This is a genomic window from Algibacter marinivivus (assembly GCF_003143755.1).
GTDB classification, from domain to species: domain Bacteria; phylum Bacteroidota; class Bacteroidia; order Flavobacteriales; family Flavobacteriaceae; genus Algibacter_B; species Algibacter_B marinivivus.
Window position 1 is genome coordinate 165622 of sequence record NZ_QFRI01000002.1, and the last position, 23463, is coordinate 189084.

Sequence of the window (23463 nt, forward strand, 5' to 3'; positions counted from 1 at the left end):
AAATAAACCTACTAAACATAAATGTATAAGAATTTTTTTAAGAGAGTTATTGATTTCTTTTTAGCACTCATTGGATTAATTGCACTTGCTCCAATTGGATTTATTGTCTATCTCATTCTTTTATTCGTAAATAAAGGAAATCCATTTTTTTATCAAAAGAGACCCGGGAAAGGCGAAAAGGTTTTTAGTATCATAAAATTCAAGTCAATGAGTGACAAAAAAGATGAAAACGGAAAGCTTTTACCCGATGAAGACAGGGTAACAAAATTTGGAACTTTTATCAGAAAAACATCACTAGATGAGATTCCACAGCTAATAAATATTCTAAAAGGAGATATGAGTTTAATTGGCCCTAGGCCTTTAAGAGTATATTACCTACCTTACTACACTGAAAAAGAAAGTATCAGGCACACGGTTAGACCTGGGGTAACCGGTTTAGCACAAATTTCTGGTAGAAACCTCTTAAGTTGGGATGATAAATTAGCCAAGGATGTTGAATATGTTGAAAATATATCATTTTTAAATGATGCGTCAATTTTTTTTAAAACTATACGCAAAGTATTTGTTTATAACAATACGGTTTTTGACCCTAATATGCTTGATTTAGAAGAATTAAGAAGCGGGAAATTAAAAAACGGTAATACTGCATAAAATATTTTATATTTAAAATAATGAATTTAATTAGCAAAATACGCTTAAATACTTTTTGGCTTTTAGATAGCCTTAAAGGAGGCTATCTAAAAAAAGATTTAGCTGATATTAAGGAGTGTTTTGAAATTACATCGTTTAGTTTACTTAAAAAAAGGAATTCACCTGTATTAAGAAATCTTTTAAACACTGCTGTAAATTCTACAAAATTTTATAGTGATTATAAGTCCTTTAAAACTTTAGAAGATTTTCCTGTTGTTAATAAATCTATCATTAAAAATAATTTTGATGATATAAATATTATTCCTACTAATAATCCAGAGTTACTTGAAGCAAGCAGTAGTGGTTCCACAGGAACACCTTTCAAAGTATATCAAACAAAAAGAAAAGCTAGACGTAATAAGGCTGATGTTATTTTTTTTGCAAATGCAGTTGGATATACAATAGGAGATCAATTGATATTCATCCGTTTATGGATGAAAAAATATAGAAAGTCTCCCCTATTTAAAAAACTTATAAATATTATTGAAGTTGATGTTGAAGATGATTTAACTGATGAAAAAATAGCACAATTAGTTTCTAAAATAAAAACCGACAAACAAGCCAAAGGTTTTATTGGATATCCATCTGGCTTTGAAAAAATATGCAAATATTTAGACAAAGTAAATTCTCCATCTTTAAATTGTAACATAAAATCTATCATTGCTACTTCAGAAAGCCTTTATGATAATGTTCGTCAAAAAATGGAATATTATTTTGATGCACCAATAGTCTCGCGATATTCAAACGAGGAGAACGGAATTTTATCACAACAAATGGTAAATGACTCATCATATACCATTAATTGGGCAAGTTTTTTTGTTGAAATACTGGACATAAATAAAGATGAGCCTGCAAAACCTGGCGAATTGGGTCGTGTTGTGGTTACAGATTTATATAACCTAGCAACGCCACTTATTAGATATGATACTGGAGATTTAGGTAAATTTTGTAATAATGAAAATGATAATATCCCAAAGTTTGAAGTAATAACTGGAAGAAAAAAAGATACATTATATAACACTAAAGGAGATATAGTAAATTCCTTTATTGTATACAATGGTTTAACAAAATTCCCTGAGTTAAATCAATTTCAAATAATTCAGTATTCAAAAAAAGATTATACTTTTAAAATTAATATTGATTCAAAATTTGCTAGAGAACAAGAATTTATTTCCTATTACAAATCCTATTTAGGAGACAACTCAAATATATCAATAGAATATGTAAACGAAATTCCAGCATTAAGTTCTGGAAAACGAAGAGTTATTATAAATTTGCATAAAGAAAACGCACAAAAATTAGCCTCAAATGAAAACTATTAATGTCCTTTTTACTTGCGCAGGTAGACGAAATTACCTTATAAATTATTTTAAAGAAGCTTTAAATGGTAATGGAAAAGTTATAGCTGTTGATGAACAAATGCTAGCACCTGCTATGATTGATGCAGACATTGCCATAAAACTACCCAGTATATATGCTAATAATTATATAAGTGAATTGCAGAAAGTAGTAAATGAATACTCTGTTTCTGCTATTATTTCTTTAAATGATTTAGAATTACCCATATTATCAAAAAACAAAGGCTTGTTAGAGCAGAATGGAGCAAAAGTAATTGTTTCAAGTTCTGAAGTAATTTCAATAGGTTTTGATAAATGGAAAACGTATAATTTTATTAAAGATTTAGGGTTGAACACTCCAAAAACATACATAAAATTAGATGAGGCTATTAATGACATAGAAAATGGTTCATTACAGTTTCCTTTGGTTTTAAAACCACGTTGGGGAAGCGGATCTATTGGTGTAGATTTTCCTGAATCTATTGAAGAATTGAAACTTTCGTACAAACTGCAAAAAATAAAACTTAAAAAAACTATACTCAATAGAATTAGTCAGGAAGATTTAGACTATGACATTTTAATACAAGAAAAATTAGACGGAAAAGAGTATGGCATGGACATAGTAAACGATTTTGAAGGCAATTATTTTGGTTCTTTTGCTAAAGAAAAACTTGCTATGCGATCTGGTGAAACAGATAAAGCTAAGTCTATTATAGATGAAAGATTTGAAAAACTTGGAGAACATATTAGCAAAAACCTTAAACATATTGGAAACATTGATAGCGATGTTTTTGTAGTAAATGATAAACTTTACCTATTAGAAATAAACCCAAGATTTGGTGGAGGTTATCCATTCTCTCATGAAGCTGGAATTAATTTAGCTGCCATATACATAGAATGGCTAAAAGGTGAGAAAAACGAAAATTTAAAACATTACAACAACTATAAAGAAGATATAATTTTTTCTAAATGTGATAGACTCATTGAGATAACAAACAAATAAATAATAATCATAAGTTCTAATTAGTAGCATAAAAGATTGTGATTAAATATTTATTAACGAATGATAGAAATAATAACTGAAAAAGAAAAGTGGGATGCTTTACTCTCGGAGTTTGATTCGTATGATACGTATCACACTTTCGACTATCACATGATTTCTAGATTGCAAGAGGAGTCCCCTATTCTTATAAAATACACAGAGAAAGAGTTAGTCATTGGCGTACCGTTATTATTGAGAAATATTAATGACACGCATTACAATGATGCCACTTCCGTTTATGGGTATTGTGGTCCTCTTTCAAAAGGTGTAACTGACAACTTTGATAATTCTAACTTTATTGAAGCTCTAAAAGATTATTTTATTGAGAACAATATTATATCAGTATTTTCGAGATTAAACCCTTACATAGCAAACCAAAATAAAGTGCTAAATAATTTAGGGGAAATATTTCCTTTAGGGAAAGTGGTAAATATAAATTTAAAATTAGACAAAACAATTCAACGTCAAAATTATCATCGTAGATTAAAAAACCACATAAATAAATCCAGAAGAAATTGTAAAGTTGTAAAAGCAAAAAGTATTGAAGAAATAGAAAATTTTATTGAAATTTATAAAGAAAATATGATTCGTGTTAATGCAAAAAAATCATATTATTTTAGTAAAGAGTATTTTTTAAAATTATTTGAAAGTAAAAATTTTAAAACAGAAATCCTTTTAGCGATTGATAAAGAAAGTAAAAAAATTATTTCTGGGGCAATGTTTTTCAAAACTAATTCAATTGTTCAATATCATCTATCTGGAACCAAAAATGATTTCTTACATCTTATGCCTACAAAGCTTTTAATAGATGAAATGAGGATTACTGCAACAGATAATGGATTTAAAATATTTAACCTAGGTGGCGGATTAGCAGCTAGCGGTGATGATTCTCTCTTTAGATTCAAATCTTCTTTTTCAGATAATTTTCACCCTTTTTCACTTTGGAAACTAATTATCAACCAAAAAGCTTATGATGAGGTTTGTGATAAGAATGAAATTATAAATAGAGATTCAAAATTCTTTCCACTTTATAGGCTTAAAGAACATTTATGAATTATGAATAACTAGTTTATCTAAAAGAAATATACCCTATTAAAAAAACCAAACCAATGCACAATAATTTAAACAAAGAACTTTACTCTGATCAGTTGTTTAAAGTTTGGGCGGAAAAAAATGACTTAATTCCTTTAGAAGACTATTTTTTAAAAAAATATTTTTTAGATAAAAATGCTAAAATTATTGAAGCTGGTACTGGTGGTGGGAGAATTATTTTTGAAATAGAAAAACTTGGATTTAATAATTTGCAAGCTTTTGATTATGTTGAAAACATGATTAACTTTTGTAATAATAAAAAAAAGGTAATCAAATCTAAAGTAAATTTTAAAACTGCAGATGCCACTAACCTTTCAGATTATAATTCTAACCATTTTGACTATTTAATCTATTTGCAACAAGTATTATGCTTTGTAGATAAAGAAAATTTACCAAAAGCATTGAAGGAAGCATATAGAATTGGTAAAGAGAATAGTATTTATATATATTCTTTCCTTAATTGGAACTCAAAATTATATAATCCAATTTTAAGCATATTAGTTAATGCTTTTAGAGTTTTAAGAAACGAAAAAACAAGTAAGTATAAGTTACCTTGGTTGAATATTGACGGAAAGTTTAATTGGAAATTTTTAAACAAAAATCAACCTCAAAATATATGGTTTAAAGAAAAAGACATTTTAAAAATTCTTACCCAAAATGGGTTTTCAATTTTAGAAACTAAAAATAAAGTAAATACTTCAGATAAAATTGGTCATATCCATATAGCGTGTACAAAATCAAATTAAACTTAATTACAATCATTTATACTATAAATGGAATCAACAAATAGCCCCTTCTCTGCTAGTACTTTCCAAAAAATTTGGAAAAAACATTTTATTCCCAATTCAACGGTTGAATCATTTAAATTTATTGATGGCGTAAACTTTTACAAAAGTAAGCTTGCATTATTTTTTAATGTTGGAAAAAACCTAACAAAAGGGAATAGTTACAAATTAAATGATGTGCCAGATTACAAAAACAAAACATTTATAATTTATGATGTTTTGCCACATTTAGATACAGAACAATCTAATTCACCAAAAGGGATAGGTGTTTTAAAGTCTAATCAATATCCTGGTTTTTTAATACACTTAGATAAATTCAAAAATATTGATGATTATCTTCTAAACACATTTAGTAAGAATACCAGAATGAAAATGCGTAAATTCAATAAACGATTAGACGCATGTTTTAATATTTCAACTAAAATGTTTTTCGGAAATATTGATAAAGAAGAATACAACGAAATATTCGACAACTTTATGATATTATTAAAAAAACGATATGCAGAAAAACAGGTATCTTATAATAATATGCAGGCCTCAGAATGGGCGTTTTATAAAGAAGTTGCCTATCCTCTAATATTAGAAAAAAAAGCTTCATTATTTGTAGTTTATGATAACAATATACCTATAGCTATTACTTATAATTATCACACCAAAGATTCACTGATAGATGCCATTACTGTATATGACATAGATTACTCTAAGTTTAATATTGGTTATGTAAACAACTTAAAGATTTTAAACTGGTGCTTTGATAATAATCTAAAAGTATTAGATTTTTCTAAAGGCTATTTCGATTATAAGAAAAGAATGTGTACGCTTGAATATGATTTTGAATATCATATCATATATGATAAAAAGTCAATTCTCTCAAAACTGAAAGCACATATTTATTATAATTTTTTCGAATTAAAAACTTATTTAAGACATAAAAAGTGGGATGTGAAATTACACAGGTTTACTTATAATCTTAAAAGCAAGAAACAAGAAAAAACAAATCAAAATGTTGAAATAAAAAAATTAGACGTATTACCAAATTCAGATGAATTAATCAAAATTGATATTAAGGAAGATACCAAATATAATTTTTTAACAAGATATGTAAATGACTTTCTTTACCTTGCTATAAAACCATATACTGACATTGAAGTATTTAAAATTAATAACGATGAAAGTATTTTTATTTTTTCATCAAACACTTTAATCCAACAAGTAGAATTTATAACTTAAATATTGTGAAAAGGCTATTTCTAAAAAGCATATTATATGTATTTCTTATTATAATTTCTTTAGAGGTTATAGTTAGAGCTTTTCATTTATATAAAGAAGTCCCAATAAGATATATTGATGAGTTTGGTGTTGAGAAAAGTTTACCTAGCCAAACGGGATTCGCAGTAACAGGAAATAGAAAACAAAACTATTCAGAATATAGAATTAATGATTTTGGTTTTAACTCATTTAGAGAATTTTTACCTACCAAAGAAAACATTGAAATTGCTTTAATTGGAGATTCGTTTGTTGAAGGTTTTCATCAAGATTATTATGATTCTACTGGAAAAAAAGTTGAAGATAAGTTGCATCAAAAAAATATCCAAGTATACGAATATGGTTATGGAGGTTACGATTTAGCTAATCAATTACATATCATTGAAGCCTATATAGATCACTTTAAATTAATAGACCATATTATTATGTATATTAAATTTGAAGAGGATTTAGATAGAAGTGAATATATTCCAAATAAGGAAAGAATAAATATGTTGAAATCTCCTTTATTTAAACTTAGAGATAAGTTTAAACTACTATCCTACACTTCCGAAATAGGAATAGTTGATCCAGTTAAAAACATGGCATTAAAAATGGTTCAAATTGGAAAGTCATCAAAAAAAACAGATTCATTAAAAACATTAATTGATATTGATAAAGAGCGATTAAAAAACTTTAAGACATTAATTAATACCTACAAATTTGATAAAAAGAAAATAACATTTTTAACAAACATAAAAACAACAAGCGCTATTTTTATAAATTATTGTAAAGAAAATAATTTTGAAATTATAGATTATGGTACCGTTTTTGAAGAATCAAAAAAAACACCAACTCTTATTTATGACCAGCACTGGAATAATCATGGAAGAGATTTGGTAGCCTCTGAAATATCAAGTTTCTTAAAAAAGAAACTAAACCTACACAAATAGTTATATGGATAAAAAAATTATTATGATTCTTGAAGACCATGCCTATGCTAAAATGGTTTTCAATTCTTTAAAAAAAGAATTTACCATTAGCCATGTAATAATAGACAACGGTCAAAGCTATTCTAAGTTAATAAAAAAAAGAATTAAAAAACTTGGCTTATTTCATGTTATTGGTCAACTATTATTTCGAATTGTTTTAATTCCTTATATAAACTTCTCAGCAAAAAATAGAATCAAAAACATCTTAAATAAAAATAATATTGAAGATGTTGAAATAAATGATGAAAGAATTACAAGAATTACATCTGTAAATTCAAAAGAGGGTCATGATTTATTAAAGGAATTAAATCCAGATATAGTTGTTATAGTTAGTCACAGAATAATTTCTAAAAAAACTTTAGATTTAACTAGAGCAAAATTTATTAATATACATGCTGGTATTACACCATTATACAGAGGTTTACATGGCGGTTATTGGTCTTTAATAAATAATGACAAAACAAATTGCGGAGTTACAGTTCACTTAGTAGACGAAGGCATTGATACTGGTGGAATTCTTTATCAAGATACTATTACAGATATTATAACTCCTAAAGATAACTTTATAAGTTATACTTATTTACAATTAGCAAAAGCATTACCTCTATTAAAAAAGGCTATTAGAGATGTGCAATCAAACAATATAAAAATACAAAAACCTAAATGCAAAATGGGTAAAGATTTATATTACCAACCCACATTTTGGTTTTATCTTTACAATAGGTGGATAAGGAATATAAAGTAATCTCAGTAAAATAAATTGAGTTGATTAATCAATTTAGATTTTATAAATTGTAGAATATATATTACCAAACGAATTTTTCATGAATAATCTAACAGAAGATTTCTTAGAATCTGTATTCTCATTTAACAAGCTTCCAGACTTTTATAAAACTTCAAATAGTAATTTCACAGAAAAATTAAATTATACTAACGCATACAATGATTTTCCTGATATAAAAAACAATCTTGTTTTAGTAAAAGATATTCCTTCATATATTTCGCTGGAAACAAAAGCTTTACCCAAAAACATTAAACACTTAAGTATAGATTACTACAAAGGTTTTGCTATTAAATTAGATGATGTTGACAACTTACAAGGCTATTTAAAAACTCGTTTTGGGAGCTCTAGTAGATACAAACTACGCAGATCTATCAAAAAATTGGAAAGTGCATTTGATATTAGTTACAAAATGTATTTTGGTGAAATTGATGATATTGAATATAGATTTGTTTTTGATGAATTCTTTGAATTATTAAAAATAAGATCTATTGAAAAAGGGATTCCAAATAATGGGAATTTAAATAGAAAAGAATATTATCAAAACTTAGTATTGCCTCTAATAAAACAAAAGAAAGCATCCTTATTTGTAATTTATAATGGAAAAAAACCAATAGATATTTGTTTAAATTTTCATGCAGATACTCTTGTTTTTCAACTCATCAGAACTTACGATATTTGCTATTCAAAATTTAATACAGGCTATATAGACTTGATGAAGCAAATAGAATGGTGTTTAGATAATAATGTTCGATTTATTACTTTTTCATATGGAGATTTCTATTGGAAAAGACGTTGGTGTAATTTTATTTATCCATATAGTTTTGATGTTTTTTATAATAAAAACTCTATAAAGTCTATAATAAAAGCACTGAAACTAATCTCAAACTTAAAGCTTAGACATAAATTACGAGAACGAGGTATAATCGATAAATTTCATGAAATAAAAGCCAAAATTGATAATAAAATCACAGCTTCAAAAGAGCCAAATGTAGAAATTAGTGATATCGATTTTAATGTAAAAATAAATGTTGGAGAAAAATTAAATTTATACGATTCAAAATATAGTATTATTCGAAAGCTTGCATTTGATTTTCTTTTTAATTTCAATGAAAAAGAAAAAGACATTAAATTTTATAATATCGAAAATAAACAAAATGAATATTTAATTATGGGGCTTAAAAATAAAATTTCAATCAGCACCAAATAAATCTTCCTTCTCTACTAATTTTTTTCATATAAAGCTGAAATGCATATACAGCAAAAAGAAAGGATAGTATCACTTCAAAGTGTTCCATATTATACCAAGAAATGAATGGCAAAAAAACTGCAATTGTAATAAATCGCCTTGAAGGAAGATAATCCTTATGAATCCAAAATAAAGATTCAAATTTCTTATTATTCGTGAAAGAAAAAAAGATTAAACACAATATTGAGATTACTAAATATATTTGAGGATGATAATCTGGTGCAACCAAATTATGTACCGTAAGCTCATCTTGATAATTAATTTCCTTTAATGATTCTGGTGTTTCTACACCAAAAATTCGTTGTCCCCAACTTATCTCTTCCATACCAACAAAAAAACATGCAGAAGCTAAAATAAAAATGTAGGTGTTTATGAAAAATATTTTCTTTCTTGATAAGCTTAAAATGAAAAAAACAGAAGCAAAAAGAAAGAAAAAGGTTGTTAAATATTCAAAAACACCATCTTCATCAAATAATGTTTGAAAAATAGTCTTTGGAAATAAAAGTCTAGTAATAATATAAATAATATAGAATGAAAATAAAACCACAATGAAAGTGATATTTCTTCTAATATAATTATTGGATAACTTCCTAAAAGACTCATTAAATAAATAAAATAATATCCCTGTCAAGAATATAATACATATAATAATAATATAGAGTCTTATTTGACTTTCAGATTTTATTTGCAAAAACATGATCAAAGTAATTAAAGTTAGTTTGCTATTAACTATTCTTAAATTATAACTATTTCTCTAAAACATAATTACCAATAACTAGTGCATCAAGTCCTGTTGAATAAAAACATCTTAAAGCGTCTTTAGGGGACTCAACTACAGGTTCCCCTTGTATATTAAAACTTGTATTCAATACTACAGGAACACCAGTTTTCTCAGCAAGTTTTTTTATTACTCCATAATACAAAGGATGATATTTTCCATCAACGGTTTGTAATCTAGCACTACCATCAACATGAGTAACTGCAGGTATTACTTTCTGCTTATCTTCATGTACATTACAAACTTTTAACATGAAAGGGGCTTCAACTTCTAAATCAAAATAATCCTTGTATGAATCAATTAAGGCAGATGGAGCAAAAGGTCTATAAGCTTCTCTATGCTTTACTTCAGCGTTAATCTTATCTTTCATATCAGGAAATGCCGGATTAGCTAGTATACTTCTACTTCCTAATGCACGTGGACCAATTTCCATAGGGCCTTGAAACCAACCTATTATTTTTCCTTCTGAGAGTAATGATGCTGCCTTTTCACAAATGTCTTCAAAATAATCTGGTTTCATCTTAGCCTCTTTAATTGTTTGCATTATCTGTTCATTACTATATTGAGTACCCAAATATGGGTTGTCATGAACAAAATTCCTAGGTTGCTCAAGTATACCATTATATAAATAATAAGCTGCTCCTATTGCTGTACCATTATCACCAGCAGCTGGCATTACATAAACATCTTTAAAAGGTGTTTCTCTAACTATACGTCCATTCATAACACTATTTAATGACACACCTCCAGAAATAACCAAATAATCTGACTTAGTTTTCTTATGTAATATTTTACACATTTCTAAAACTTTATCTTCTAAAACACGTTGAAAAGCTGCGGCAACGTTAATATGATTATCTTTAAACTCTCCTTTTGGGTCTCGAGGTTCTCCAAAAATTTTAACGAATTTATCAGAATATCTATTCTTTATTAGATGTTGGTAATTGAAATATGATAAATCTATCTTTAATTCTCCATTTTTATTTACTCTTATAATTTTATCTACTTCATCCTTGAAAACATTAGGGTCTCCCATAGGAGCTAAACCCATGGTTTTACCTTCATCATAATTAGGAATAAAACCACAAAATTGTGTAACCGTTTCATAAAAAGAGCCTAATGAATCTGGGAAAAAACTTTCCCCCATTTTTGTAACTTTATTATCAATACCATGACCCAACCATGTCGTTGCCCATTCTCCCGAACCGTCAATACCAAGAAGCGCAGCTTCCTTATAAGGGGACACATAAAAAGTACCTGCAACATGTGTCAAATGATGTTCAATAAAATGAATTTTTGGTCCTTCTCCTTTTTTAAATGTTCTGTGATACCATAATTTGAAGCGTCTTTGTTTTGCATAAGCATGCACCAAATGATGTCCAAAAAAAGGCATAAAGCTTTTTAGATGCTTAACAATATATACTACTTTTTTAAACCAATTCGTTTGTGGCTTTATTGATACAGCTATATGATCTATATCTGAATAGCTCAATCCTGAGATTTCTAGACATTTTTTTATTGCTAATTCAGGAAAAGCTTGTGTATGCTTATCTCTATTAAGCCTTTCCTCTTCAATAGCACACAAAAGTTTCCCGTCTTTTACAATACATGCCGTAGAATCATGAAAGTAATAGTTTAATCCTAAAATAATCATACTTAATTTTTAAATGATTTTAAAAGTAAATTCAAAAAATAGCTATAAATGCAATTAAAATTTAAACTATAATCTATAAAATGCTCATAAAACAAATTATCTAATTATAATTAAATTCATTACATAAAAAATCATTTACAAAAAATGACTTAAAATAATTAATTCAAGGGGGAATTTTAATACTTGTTAATTTTGAATAGTTTGCTATTACTAACTAGCATAAACATATGCTTAAACAAATATCAATGACTAAATATTAAAAACTTCTAGCTTAAATAAAAATTAAACGAATAATTGATTAAAAAACTCGTTGAACTGTAATATTAATAGATTGTTTTTTGAAAAAAGTATCTAGATCAAAATAAGATTTAATTTTTAATTTCTTTTTTAACTACGTTAATTAAATCACCAACATTTTCCATAGACATTAAATCCATCAATTTAAATTTAATATTAAAGGATTTTTCAACTTCATTCATTATTAGTAAGTGAGTAATAGATTCCCAACCATCTACATCTTTAGCAGTAGTTGAATCGTCTAACACAAAGTTTTCATGTTCAAGTATTTTAACAAATGACTTTCTTATAATTACTAAAATATCTTCTTTATTCATTTTTAACTTTTTACCAAATCTCTTAATTGCTTTCTATCTATTTTTCCATTTTTATTATGAGGAAAATTATCTACAAAAAACACCTTTTTTGGAACCATGTAATCTGTTAGCTTTTCGCTCATGTATTCCATTAATTCTTTGGCGTCAAATTTAATACTTTCTATAACAAGTACAATCTCATCATTATTACTAGAATTTTTAACATCTATTACCAAAATATTTTTTGATTTTGTAGACTCATGATTTCTAGCATGATACTCCACCTCTCCTAATTCAACTCTATAACCGCCAATTTTTACTTGAAAATCTTTTCTTCCAACATACATATAGTAGCCATTTTCATCCTTAAAACATAAGTCTCCAGTTTTATAAAACCGTTTTACTTCTCCGGATTCTGTTTTATGCATAAAAAATGACGATGTATTTAATGCTTCATTATTCCAATAACCAGGTGTTAGTTGATCTCCAGATAAACATAGTTCGCCTTCATTGTTTTCAGGAACTACATTACCTTCATTATTTAAAATAATGCATTCTACATTTTTAAAAGGCTTACCAATTGAAAGTACTCCATTATGAGATTTGTTTTCTGACTTAGCTTTATACTTATAATACGTACTACATACAGTAAATTCAGTTGGTCCGTAATGATTTAATACTGTACTGTTTGGTATACATTTCACCCATTCTTTAACAATATCTTCATATAACTTTTCACCACCAAAAATTGAATAACGAACAGATGGTGCATTAATTTCTTCAAAATAAGGTCTTAAATAATAAATAATTGATGGCACCATTTTTAAAACAGTAAGCTTATACTTTTCTAAAAGCTTATAAGTATAAAAGTATTTTATAGCATCGGATGGAACTGTATACAAGCAAGCACCAACTAAAAGTGCTGGCAAAATAGCTGTAAGAGATGCATCAAACGTTAAATCATACATTTGAAGGCACCTATCTGATGAGTTTAACTTATACTCATCATCAATATCAAGCTCTGTTATTAAAGCATTTAAATTTTTAAAACTAATAGGAATACCCTTAGGAGCACCAGTACTTCCACTAGTAAATAGTACATATGCTACGTTATTTTCATTAAACTTTATCTCCTCAAACTTGTCTGTAGTATTATCATTAATTTGGGTTGCATTAATTATTTTAAATAAAGAAAAGTTAGAATTTTCAGAAGAATCAAAAACAACTTTGACGTTTATCGAATTTAATATTTCAAGATTTCTTGTTAAAGGCGCTGAAGGACTAATAGGTATATATGCCTTACCCTCCATCCATAATGCAAACATTGTTGCATAAGTTTCTAAATCATTGTTTGCAATTAAACCAACATACTTTTCATCTGAACTTATTTGACTAACAATTGCTGAACGAATTTTAATAACACGTTCTAATAAATCTTGATATGTAAAAAAAGAATCGTTAATACAAAATGCTTGGTTTTTTGAATTTTGTTTAAAAGATTTGTGTAGGCTGTATATAAGATTCATCTGTATAAATTAGAAAAAATTACCGTCTTGATCAGTTACAACAGCATTCTGTAAATTAATATCTACATCATTATGAACTAAAGAAACTAGTTCTTTTACATCTGCATAAACTTTGAAGTATTTATTTATTATGCTATCCCCTAGTTCGCTATTTTCTGTTTGCAGTAAAGTACACTTAGAGTCTATTAAACTTTTAATCAAAACATTTAAACAATCATCATAATACGTCTTATTCGTAATAAAATATCTAATTATAAATCTATTTCCTGAAACAAACCCAGAAACAAAACCAACAATTTCATTTTTGTTTTTTATAACAAAATTAGAATTGTGTATTTTCTTTGCAATAGTACCTAACAAACATTTATAATCAGGCTCTTTACTATCTGTTAAATTATGATATTGGCTATTGCTAATTTGCCAATTTATAAATTCTTTACTCTTTGGCACAATGTCAGTACTACTATGCTTTTCAATAAAATCCCATGTATCTGTATCAATTTGTGATACGTGTTTACTAGTTATATGTTTCCCTTTTTTATTACTTTTTATATTATTTACAATAGCAACTATTCGTCTAGAAAAGCTATCTAGCAATTTCAACAATGGTTTAAAAAACTTAAGACTAGCCTTTCTGTAAATTAAAAGTTGGCTATCTAAACTAAAAATGATTATGTATCTTTTTCTTTTGGAAAACTCTGTAAAAGGTTGCTTCTTATAATAGGCTTTAGTTTTGTCTCCCAAAAACTTTATTATTGCCTGATTATTACAAGCATTTAAAGAGTGTTTTTTTATATAAGTTGATAATACTGTTTCTTTATATTTATCAGATACCCACCACCTTTGACTCCAGAAAACTTTCACTAAACTTCCATCAGCACTTTTAACTAAATCTGGAACAAAATAAATAAATGCTATAATAGTATGCTTTTCATAACCTAATACAGCTAAAACATCGTCATCATTAGCTCGAGTATTTTCGAGCATCCATTTAGCCTTATTTTTAGAAAAAGCTGGCTCATAAGTACCAGCCCAATATTTATTTTCAGCAATAGCGTCTCTAAGATTACTTTTAGTTAAAGAAATTATTTCTAGGTTGCTCATTAAACTTGGGTATATACTGTGTTAAATAACAATTGTAAATTTATATGATTATAAATTATTTTCAATTTAAAACTGGAAATAAATAAACGATCTATCAATTTCACTATCATAAAACAGAAGAATTAATAAAATCACTAATGTGTATAGAACAAACCTTACTATTCCAGATTTAAAATTAAATGGTGAGCGCTCATCTTTTCTAATTATATATTCATAAATAATAAAGCCTCCCAATAAAATTAAATAATCCTTCACCCTGTATCCCTTAGGATGCAAATAGGTTTCAAAAGAAAAATTTGTAAAAATTCTACCTATATAACTAAAAGCATCTGCTATAGATTCAGATCTAAAAAAAATCCAAGAAAATGTAACTAAAGCAAACACCATTAGTACACGAAATGCTTCAGGCAATGAGGGGAATAAAGTTTGCTCACCAATAACAGTATTTTTAAAAGATAAATTCTTTCCTAATAAAAATATAGGTATAAATGCCAAAGCATGTAAACCTCCCCAGAAAACAAAAGTCCAATTAGCCCCATGCCATAAGCCACTAATCAAGAAAACAATAGTAATATTTCTTACTGATATTAATTTTGTACTTCTAGAACCGCCCAATGGAATGTATACATAATATCTAAACCAGGTGGATAATGAAATGTGCCAACGTCTCCAAAATTCGGCTATATTCCTTGAAAAATATGGGAATTTAAAATTAGACATTAATTCAATTCCAAAAAGCTTAGCAGTACCTATTGCTATATCGGAATAACCACTAAAATCTCCATAAATTTGAAAACTAAAAAGGACAACACCTAAAATGAGTGTTGATGCAGGATACGTGTGATAATTTGCAAAAATATCATCTACAATTGGCCCTAAAGAATCTGCAATTACAATTTTTTTAAATAAACCCCATAAAATAAGTTTTAAGCCTCCTACGGATTGGTTATAATTAAAAACTCTTTTATTTGCGATTTGATGGAGTAAATTTGATGCTCGTTCTATTGGTCCTGCAACCAATTGCGGAAAGAAACTAACAAAGGCTGCAAAAGACAGAAAATCTTTAGTGGGTTTGATTTTCTTATGATAAATGTCAAATGAATATGACATGGTTTGAAACGTATAAAACGATATTCCTACTGGTAAAATAACACTAAGTGTCCATGTGCTTTTTATGTTATACCCAAGTACAGAAGACATATCTACCCAAGAATCAACAAAAAAGTTATAATATTTAAAGAAACCTAAAAGACCAACATTAAATAAAACACTAAACCATAACCATCGTTTTTTTTGAGATTTTTTATCACTTGAATGTATAGCAATACCAACAAAATAATCGACAATAGTACTTAACAGTATTAAAGAAAGAAACCTCCAATCCCACCAGCCATAGAATACATAACTAGCAATTAGCAATAAAACATTCTGAGCTTTAAGACTCTTTTTCAGAAAAACCCAATACAGCACAAATACTATAAAAAGAAATATAAAAAACTCTAAAGAATTAAATATCATACTATTTGCTTATATCAGCTAAATTAATTTTTACAAATATTAAAGAACTGGTATCTAAAAGCAAAAAATTTCTTTAAACTACCCAAATTCTAATACAACTTACATATTTAAATTATTGCTCATAAAAAAAGCCCTTAGATAAGGGCTTTTATATAAATATTATGCTTTTATTTTACATATCATTAAAGATAGAATGCATCAGACGTTTTTTATCATTGATGCTCTCCTCAAGAGAAATCATTGTTTCTGTTCTATAAACACCATCAATATCATCCAATAAGAAAATAACTTCTTTGGCATGCTCAGTACTTCTTGCTCTAATTTTACAGAAAATATTAAACTTACCAGTAGTAATATGTGCTACGGTTACATAAGGAATTTCATTAATGCGCTCTAAAACAAATTTTGTTTGTGAGGTATTGTTCAAATATACACCTACATAAGCTATAAAAGAATATCCTAGTTTTTTATAATCCAACATCAATGAAGAACCTTTAATAATACCAGCTTCTTCCATTTTTTTAACACGTACGTGAACTGTACCTGCAGAGATTAATAATTTTTTTGCAATATCAGTAAATGGAATTCTTGTGTTATCAATTAACATGTCAAGAATTTGATGATCGATTTCGTCTAATTTAATTTTTCCCATAATTAATTATTCTTAAATATGAAGCAAAATTAATACATTTTTATTAAAAATATAGCAATATTGGTATGTTTTATTTCGATAAAAGCAATATTTTTTCATTATTCAATATTACGCAAACGTTTTCGTAACCTAATTTCAACGGATTACCCGAAGCATTAAATACTTCAAATCCTTTGGCGTCAATCTCTTTATGCCCAAAAAAGTCTTTTAATTTTTCAATTTTTTCAATTTTAGGCACAAATTCAACTTTATTGCTATTTAAGCGTTCTTGAAACTGAATTCCAATATCAACAAATTCACCGTTAACTCGGGCATTTCTAATAATTATATCTAAAAAACACTTATCGTTCTCAGGAATATCCAGATATGATTTATATTGGTCTCCAATTACATCATTTTTTGATATATAATCTAATGATGTTATATATGAAGTATAAATTAACTCTCGAGTAATGTCTCTAGCATAATCATTAGCAAAATGCCCTGCCTCAAACAAAATAGTTGGTACATTTTCACTCTGAAACGTATCCCCTACACAATTCAAATTAAACGCATCATCATAAACGCCAACTTGGTTTGGAATTATAGTTTGTAATGCTTGGTTCATAACATCAATAACCTCCATAGCAATCTTCCTATTTGGTGTTATAGTACATTCTTTGTCTTGAGCTGGAGCCAGAAAAGAAACTGTAGCTGAATTACTTGTAGTACCAGCACTAAAAATAGTGCGTTGCCCATGCAAGTTGTAGCAAAAATGAGGCTTAAACGATTCAAAAACATTGCGTAACACATTGCTTTCTGGCTGTGTTAAGTCTTGAGCATCTCTATTTAAATCCACTTCATTTGCATTTATTCTTGTATAAGCTAATGCTCCATCAGGGTTTAATATTGGGATGATGAAAAGTGTACAAGCTTCTAAAATGTAATTGAGTTCTGAGTCTGAAGATAAAAAAGTATTAAAAAGATCAAATAATGCTTTAGTAGTTGTCGATTCATTTCCGTGCATTTGAGACCACATCAAAATTCTTTTGTCACCATTTCCAATTTTCAAACTATATATAGGATTACTCAAAACAGATTTACCAATAGTTTCAACACGAAAATTAACTGGCAATTTTTCAAGTAATGGCTCTATATGTTTGTTCGTAATATATCGATGTGATAAGGCATTTTCTTTATGCCTCAAAAACAATTTTTTTATATCTTCTAATTGCATGACAAATATTAATTTACAAAAGTAAACATTTACTCATTTACATCTGTAAACATTAAAATATGATGATTTGTTTACAATATTATACATAAATCTTATATAATCAACTTAACTTTTAATAAAAAATAGTAATTTGTGATTTTAAATATTTAATTGATTTAAAATCAATAATTTAATACATTTTAAATAAAGTAAAAGTACAATAAAATATAATTGTTTTAAACAATAAAATTCTGTTTTCAAGGTTATATTGTTACATTTGTAACCTAAATAAGCCACAAATCATATTTTACATTGATAAACACTGAAGATTTCATTAAAAGACTACAAAAAGTGATTGACTACTATGGTGAATCCGCCTCATCTTTTGCTGAAAAAATTGGAGTACAACGCTCTAGTATTTCGCATATTTTATCAGGGAGAAATAAACCAAGTCTCGACTTTATTTTAAAGATCCTTTCTACCTACCCTGAAGTAGATTTATATTGGTTGTTTAATGGGAAAGGAAAATTTCCTTCAACAGAAAAAACAAAAAATCACAACCAAGACACGCTTCCAATTACAAAAAACCAAGAAAAAGCTATATCAGAAATAAAAAAAGACAAAACTATAGATCGTATTGTTATTTTTTATTCAGATGGAAGTTTCAAAAACTACGACAATTAATAGCGCAGTTTCTTAAATTTGCATTTCAATTTTCTTTTATGAAGTCTTTCTTTTTTTTTATAATTCTTTGTTTAACACTAACTAGCTGTTACAAAACAACAAGAAACTGCAACGATTACAAAACTGGCACGTTTCGCTTTGACTATACAATAGACGGAATATCCAAAACCGGAAACTTTAAAAGAACTGAGCGTTATAGCATTAATTTTTATGACGGTAAAACTGATAGTTCTGAAGTAAAATGGATAAATAATTGTGAATTTGTATTGTACAAAATCAATCCTAAGTCTATTTCAGAAAAAGACCCAATTCATATGAAAATACTAACTACCACAGATAGTTCTTATGCATTTGAATACTCCAAAGCCTCTTTTAACGAAGGCGAAAAGAAAAGAAAAGAAAAAGGATTAGCTATAAAAATTGACTAATCAAAAGGATATAGAAATGATTCTAATAAGGTGAATTTTAACTGCCTATCTTCAGTTATTTCATATGCTAACAGAATTTCTCCCCAAAATTCTCCATCTGAAAAATCAGCTATTACCCATTTATGATTTAACATTTTTACAGTATTAATCAATATCTTCCTACCCTCACTTGACGCATAAGGAACTATTGGGTGCTCGCCCTTTACTTCATTCAATTTATAAAGCTCATCCTTTATAAAAGGAATCAATTCATCAATTTTATAACCATCATCCTCAAAATAACTAATAGCATCTTCATTTCTATCTAAATTAAAATGAGAAACTTCTAAAAAATTATTTTGCAATACAGAAAGAGAGTCTTTATACGTTTCAATCTCAGATTTACTCACTTCAAGCTTATTATTTAAGTCTTCAAAAATACGTTTTGAATTTACATATTGAAATAAAACCAAAAGTGCTGCAAACACAAATAAATACATAAAAATTCTTTGCTTCATTCTTATAAAATTAAATAGTTATTTTAAGTTCATCATAAGCCAAAAACACGTTTTTAGGTAATGATTTTTCTACATCTTCATGAAAACCTAACATATGACTAATATGCGTTAAATAAGCCTTTTTTGGCTTTACCTTCTCAATAAAAGCCAACGCTTCATCCAAATTAAAATGCGACTGATGTGGTTTTATTCGTAAAGCATTTACAACCAAAACTTTTACATTTTTTATTTTTTCAATTTCCTTATCAGAAACCGTTTTCATATCTGTTAAATATGCAAAATCTTTAAATCTAAAACCAAAAACTTGAAGTTTAGCATGTTTACCATTAATTGGAACAACTTCTAAATTCCCCAATTTAAAAGCGGTGTTCTTTTTTATTCGATTAGTTTTTACCTCTGGAGCACCAGGATATCTATTTTTTTTAGCAAAAACATAATCAAAACGCGTTTTTAAAGATTTAAGAACTCGTTTATGTGCATAAATAGGAACACCTCCCTGCCTAAAATAAAATGGACGTATATCATCAAAACCAACAATATGGTCTGAATGCTCATGAGTAAACAAAATCCCATCTATACGCTTCACATTCTCCCTTAGCATTTGATAACGAAAATCTGGCCCGCAATCAACAACATACGTATAACCATCCCATTCAACTAAAACAGAAACACGCAAACGTTTATCTTTAAAATCATTACTTAAACACACAGGATGATCGCTTCCAATTATCGGAATACCTTGCGATGTACCAGTACCAAGAAAAGTAATTTTCAATTGCTGAGATTTTAAACAAAAATAAGTTTATTTTTTTGTTTGCTATACATATTTGATACCTTTGTAAATACAAGACGTAACCTATACACAACATGGAAATTACCATAACTGGAGATAAAGAATTTGATGATATTCCATCATTAAAATCAAAAGCACTTCGCATAAACTTAAACGAAAATATTTACGGAACCTTTGCTGAAATTGGTGCAGGACAAGAAACTTGTCGTCATTTTTTCAGGGCTGGTGGAGCATCTGGAACTATTGCAAAAGCAATGTCTGCTTATGATAAAGACTTTAGTGACGCCATTTATGGAGCAGAAGACGACGGACGTTATGTAACCGAAGCACGTTTAAGAAAAATGCTTGCTCATGAAATGGACCTCATGGAAAATAGGTTAACTCGTGAAAAAAACCCTAACAAAATATTCTTTACTTACGCCAACACTGTTGCTACTATTGATTTTGCTAAACAATTTAAAGGTCATGGATGGGTAGGAATAAAATACCAAGTTGAAGCTGGCGCTAACTACAATGAGATTATTCTTCACGTAAGATTCAAAGAAACTGATGCTAGGTTACAACAAGAAACATTAGGTATATTAGGAACAAACTTAATTTACGGAGCATTTTACAAGTACAATGAGCCCAAAAAATTACTTCGCTATTTATATGATCATTTAGATAAAGATCAAATAGAGATTGATACTATAAATTTCTCAGGACCTGTTTTTGAAAATATAGACAACAGATTGATGAGTTTGCAATTAGTTAAAAACGGCATGACGGATGCTGTAATGTTTGGACCTGACGGAACAAACGTTCTTCCTGCTAGAATTTTTTACAAGAAAAATATTTTGGCATTACGTGGAAGCTTTAGACCAGTAACTAAAGTAAACATGGCTATGTATGAGAAATCATATAAAATGTTTATCAAAGAAAATAAAGTTGACGAAAAGAAAACCGTTGTAGTTTTTGAAATTACACTCTCTAATTTAAGAGCTGAAGGTGAAATTGACGAACAAGATTTTATAGATAGAGCAGATTTATTATGCTCTCTGGGACAATCTGTTATGATATCCAACTTTCAAGAATACTTTAAGGTAGTTGAATACTTCTCAAACTACACAAAAGCAAGAATGGGGTTAGCCATGGGAGTTAGTAATTTAGTTGATATTTTTGATGAAAAATATTATCGTCATATTAGTGGTGGTATACTTGAAGCCTTTGGAAAATTATTCTTCAAAGATTTAAAAGTATACTTATACCCTATGAAGGATCCTGAAACAGGAGAGCTTATTAACAGCGAAAACCTAAAAGTATATCCTCGTATGAAAGAATTATACAAATTCTTTAAATACAACGGAAAAGTTATAGATATTACTGATTACGATGAAAGTATTATGAGTATTTTCTCTAGAGAAATATTACAAATGATATCTGAAGGTGAAAAAGGTTGGGAAAACATGGTCCCTGATGGAACCGCCGAATTAATTAAAGATTATAGATTATTTGGCTACACTAGAAGACCTTTAACTCTGAGCAGAAATATAAAACGGAAAAAAAAGTAAATAAAATTAAAAACGGCTATTAATAATAGCCGTTTTTTTTATGCCAATATTTGTGCAGCGTGGTCTTTTGTCTTTACTTTTTCAATAACACGATCAACAATACCTTCTTCATTAATTAAAAAGGTCATTCTATGAATTCCATCATACTCTCTACCCATAAATTTCTTTGGTCCCCAAACACCAAAAGCATTAATAACAGCTTTGTCTTCATCTGCCAAAAGTGGAAAAGGAAATTCGTATTTATTTTTGAAATTAGATTGTCGCTTTGCTGAATCAGCGCTTACACCCAACAACTCATAACCTTGTTCTTGAAGGACTTCATAATTATCTCTTAAATTACAAGCCTCAACAGTACAACCTGGAGTACTTGCTTTTGGATAAAAGAACACCACTAGCTTTTTTCCTTTATAATCACTTAAAGAAATTGAGTTTCCTTGTTCATCTTTTGCTGTGAAATTAGGAACAGCATCACCTTGTTTTAATGTATTCATTTATGATTTCATTTTTATAAATTGGTCAAATGTAATTCACACAACAATAATTTTTATTACGATTAAAAATTATTAGTTATGCTCATTTCATAGTCTTAACTTTGATTTTTTATCAAAAATACAACTTATGACTAAACAAGAAAAGGTAAAATTTGTTATAAACACACTATACAAACTCTACCCGGAAATCCCTATCCCTTTAGATCATAAAGACCCTTATACTTTATTAGTAGCTGTATTACTATCTGCACAATGCACTGATGTTAGGGTGAATAAAATAACACCAATTCTTTTTGAAGTAGCAGATAACCCTTATGAAATGATTAAACTATCAGTAGACGAAATAAAACAAATCATTAAACCTTGTGGGCTTTCTCCAATGAAAAGTAAAGGTATTTACGGTTTATCAAAAATTCTTATAGAAAAACATAATGGAAAAGTTCCGCAAAGTTTTGATGCTCTAGAAGAACTACCAGCGGTGGGACACAAAACTGCCAGTGTTGTTATGTCACAAGCTTTTGGAGTACCTGCATTTCCCGTAGATACACACATTCACAGACTAATGTATCGATGGAATTTAAGTAATGGTAAAAACGTTATTCAAACCGAAAAAGATGCTAAGCGTTTATTCCCAAAGGATTTATGGAACGATTTACATTTGCAGATTATTTGGTATGGTCGTGAATACTCCCCAGCACGTGGGTGGGATTTAGAGAAAGACATTATCACTAAAACAATTGGAAGACAATCTGTTTTAAACGATTACTATAAAACAAAAAAGTCCTAA

General features: G+C 28.1%; 24 protein-coding genes. 13 read left to right on the plus strand and 11 right to left on the minus strand.

Annotation, left to right across the window (positions count from 1 at the left end; all coding sequences use genetic code 11):
* Positions 1-21: 21 nt before the first annotated feature.
* The 9 genes from DIS18_RS09115 (at position 22) to DIS18_RS09155 (ending at position 9174) form a co-directional block, all read left to right on the plus strand.
* Positions 22-651, plus strand: coding sequence for a sugar transferase (locus tag DIS18_RS09115; protein WP_109352770.1), 630 nt, complete (start codon positions 22-24; stop codon positions 649-651).
* 20 nt (positions 652-671) lie between these two features.
* A complete protein-coding gene (locus DIS18_RS09120; RefSeq protein WP_109352771.1) occupies positions 672-2012 on the plus strand; it encodes a phenylacetate--CoA ligase family protein in 1341 nt (446 codons plus the stop codon).
* On the plus strand, positions 1999-3030 hold the full coding sequence (locus tag DIS18_RS09125; RefSeq protein WP_109352772.1) for an ATP-grasp domain-containing protein: 1032 nt from the start codon (positions 1999-2001) through the stop codon (positions 3028-3030). The genes DIS18_RS09120 and DIS18_RS09125 overlap by 14 nt, the downstream gene beginning before the upstream one ends.
* Before the next feature lie 60 nt (positions 3031-3090).
* Positions 3091-4122, plus strand: coding sequence for a peptidoglycan bridge formation glycyltransferase FemA/FemB family protein (locus DIS18_RS09130; protein WP_109352773.1), 1032 nt, complete (start codon positions 3091-3093; stop codon positions 4120-4122).
* Between the two features lie 56 nt (positions 4123-4178).
* The gene (locus DIS18_RS09135; RefSeq protein ID WP_109352774.1) at positions 4179-4907 is read left to right on the plus strand and encodes a class I SAM-dependent methyltransferase; all 729 of its coding nucleotides are present in this window, start codon (positions 4179-4181) and stop codon (positions 4905-4907) included.
* Between the two features lie 27 nt (positions 4908-4934).
* Complete coding sequence (locus DIS18_RS09140) at positions 4935-6176, plus strand: GNAT family N-acetyltransferase (protein ID WP_109352775.1); 1242 nt, start codon at positions 4935-4937, stop codon at positions 6174-6176.
* Between the two features lie 5 nt (positions 6177-6181).
* A complete protein-coding gene (locus DIS18_RS09145) occupies positions 6182-7144 on the plus strand; it encodes an SGNH/GDSL hydrolase family protein (RefSeq protein ID WP_109352776.1) in 963 nt (320 codons plus the stop codon).
* 4 nt (positions 7145-7148) lie between these two features.
* Positions 7149-7928: a formyl transferase gene (locus DIS18_RS09150; RefSeq protein WP_109352777.1), complete on the plus strand. Its 780-nt coding sequence runs from the start codon at positions 7149-7151 to the stop codon at positions 7926-7928.
* A gap of 79 nt (positions 7929-8007) precedes the next feature.
* Positions 8008-9174, plus strand: coding sequence for a GNAT family N-acetyltransferase (locus DIS18_RS09155; protein ID WP_109352778.1), 1167 nt, complete (start codon positions 8008-8010; stop codon positions 9172-9174).
* Here DIS18_RS09155 and DIS18_RS09160 read toward each other — a convergent pair.
* The 8 genes from DIS18_RS09160 to DIS18_RS09195 form a co-directional block, all read right to left on the minus strand.
* Positions 9161-9760 carry a hypothetical protein gene (locus DIS18_RS09160; protein WP_181364023.1) on the minus strand — a complete coding sequence of 200 codons (600 nt, stop codon included), beginning with the start codon at positions 9758-9760 and terminating at the stop codon, positions 9161-9163. The genes DIS18_RS09155 and DIS18_RS09160 overlap by 14 nt on opposite strands.
* Before the next feature lie 199 nt (positions 9761-9959).
* The gene (locus DIS18_RS09165) at positions 9960-11645 is read right to left on the minus strand and encodes a carbamoyltransferase family protein (protein ID WP_109352780.1); all 1686 of its coding nucleotides are present in this window, start codon (positions 11643-11645) and stop codon (positions 9960-9962) included.
* Between the two features lie 368 nt (positions 11646-12013).
* On the minus strand, positions 12014-12259 hold the full coding sequence (locus tag DIS18_RS09170) for an acyl carrier protein (protein ID WP_109352781.1): 246 nt from the start codon (positions 12257-12259) through the stop codon (positions 12014-12016).
* Positions 12260-12261: 2 nt separating this feature from the next.
* A complete protein-coding gene (locus tag DIS18_RS09175; RefSeq protein ID WP_109352782.1) occupies positions 12262-13764 on the minus strand; it encodes an amino acid adenylation domain-containing protein in 1503 nt (500 codons plus the stop codon).
* 9 nt (positions 13765-13773) lie between these two features.
* The gene (locus DIS18_RS09180; protein WP_109352783.1) at positions 13774-14868 is read right to left on the minus strand and encodes a hypothetical protein; all 1095 of its coding nucleotides are present in this window, start codon (positions 14866-14868) and stop codon (positions 13774-13776) included.
* Between the two features lie 66 nt (positions 14869-14934).
* Positions 14935-16386, minus strand: coding sequence for an MBOAT family O-acyltransferase (locus tag DIS18_RS09185; RefSeq protein WP_109352784.1), 1452 nt, complete (start codon positions 16384-16386; stop codon positions 14935-14937).
* Between the two features lie 172 nt (positions 16387-16558).
* On the minus strand, positions 16559-17038 hold the full coding sequence (locus tag DIS18_RS09190) for an Lrp/AsnC family transcriptional regulator (RefSeq protein ID WP_109352785.1): 480 nt from the start codon (positions 17036-17038) through the stop codon (positions 16559-16561).
* A gap of 70 nt (positions 17039-17108) precedes the next feature.
* Positions 17109-18254, minus strand: a complete 1146-nt coding sequence (locus DIS18_RS09195) for a M14 family zinc carboxypeptidase (RefSeq protein ID WP_109352786.1) — start codon at positions 18252-18254, stop codon at positions 17109-17111.
* A 291-nt stretch (positions 18255-18545) separates the two neighbouring features.
* Here DIS18_RS09195 and DIS18_RS09200 point away from each other — a divergent pair, with 291 nt between their 5' ends.
* Both DIS18_RS09200 and DIS18_RS09205 read left to right on the plus strand, forming a co-directional pair.
* Positions 18546-18917 (plus strand): helix-turn-helix domain-containing protein, encoded by a 372-nt coding sequence (locus DIS18_RS09200; protein WP_109352787.1) that lies wholly within the window; start codon positions 18546-18548, stop codon positions 18915-18917.
* Positions 18918-18955: 38 nt separating this feature from the next.
* On the plus strand, positions 18956-19345 hold the full coding sequence (locus tag DIS18_RS09205; RefSeq protein ID WP_109352788.1) for a hypothetical protein: 390 nt from the start codon (positions 18956-18958) through the stop codon (positions 19343-19345).
* On the opposite strand, the gene DIS18_RS09210 is transcribed toward DIS18_RS09205, so the two are convergent.
* Complete coding sequence (locus DIS18_RS09210; RefSeq protein WP_109352789.1) at positions 19342-19842, minus strand: hydrolase; 501 nt, start codon at positions 19840-19842, stop codon at positions 19342-19344. The two genes, DIS18_RS09205 and DIS18_RS09210, sit on opposite strands and share 4 nt — an antisense overlap.
* A gap of 10 nt (positions 19843-19852) precedes the next feature.
* Positions 19853-20617: an MBL fold metallo-hydrolase gene (locus tag DIS18_RS09215; protein WP_109352790.1), complete on the minus strand. Its 765-nt coding sequence runs from the start codon at positions 20615-20617 to the stop codon at positions 19853-19855.
* 92 nt (positions 20618-20709) lie between these two features.
* On the opposite strand from DIS18_RS09215, the gene DIS18_RS09220 reads away from it, so the two are divergent.
* Entirely contained in the window at positions 20710-22185 is a 1476-nt protein-coding gene (locus DIS18_RS09220) for a nicotinate-nucleotide adenylyltransferase (RefSeq protein ID WP_109352791.1), read from the plus strand.
* A gap of 38 nt (positions 22186-22223) precedes the next feature.
* On the opposite strand, the gene bcp is transcribed toward DIS18_RS09220, so the two are convergent.
* Complete coding sequence (bcp, locus tag DIS18_RS09225; protein WP_109352792.1) at positions 22224-22676, minus strand: thioredoxin-dependent thiol peroxidase; 453 nt, start codon at positions 22674-22676, stop codon at positions 22224-22226.
* 127 nt (positions 22677-22803) lie between these two features.
* Here bcp and DIS18_RS09230 point away from each other — a divergent pair, with 127 nt between their 5' ends.
* On the plus strand, positions 22804-23463 hold the full coding sequence (locus tag DIS18_RS09230; protein WP_109352793.1) for an endonuclease III domain-containing protein: 660 nt from the start codon (positions 22804-22806) through the stop codon (positions 23461-23463).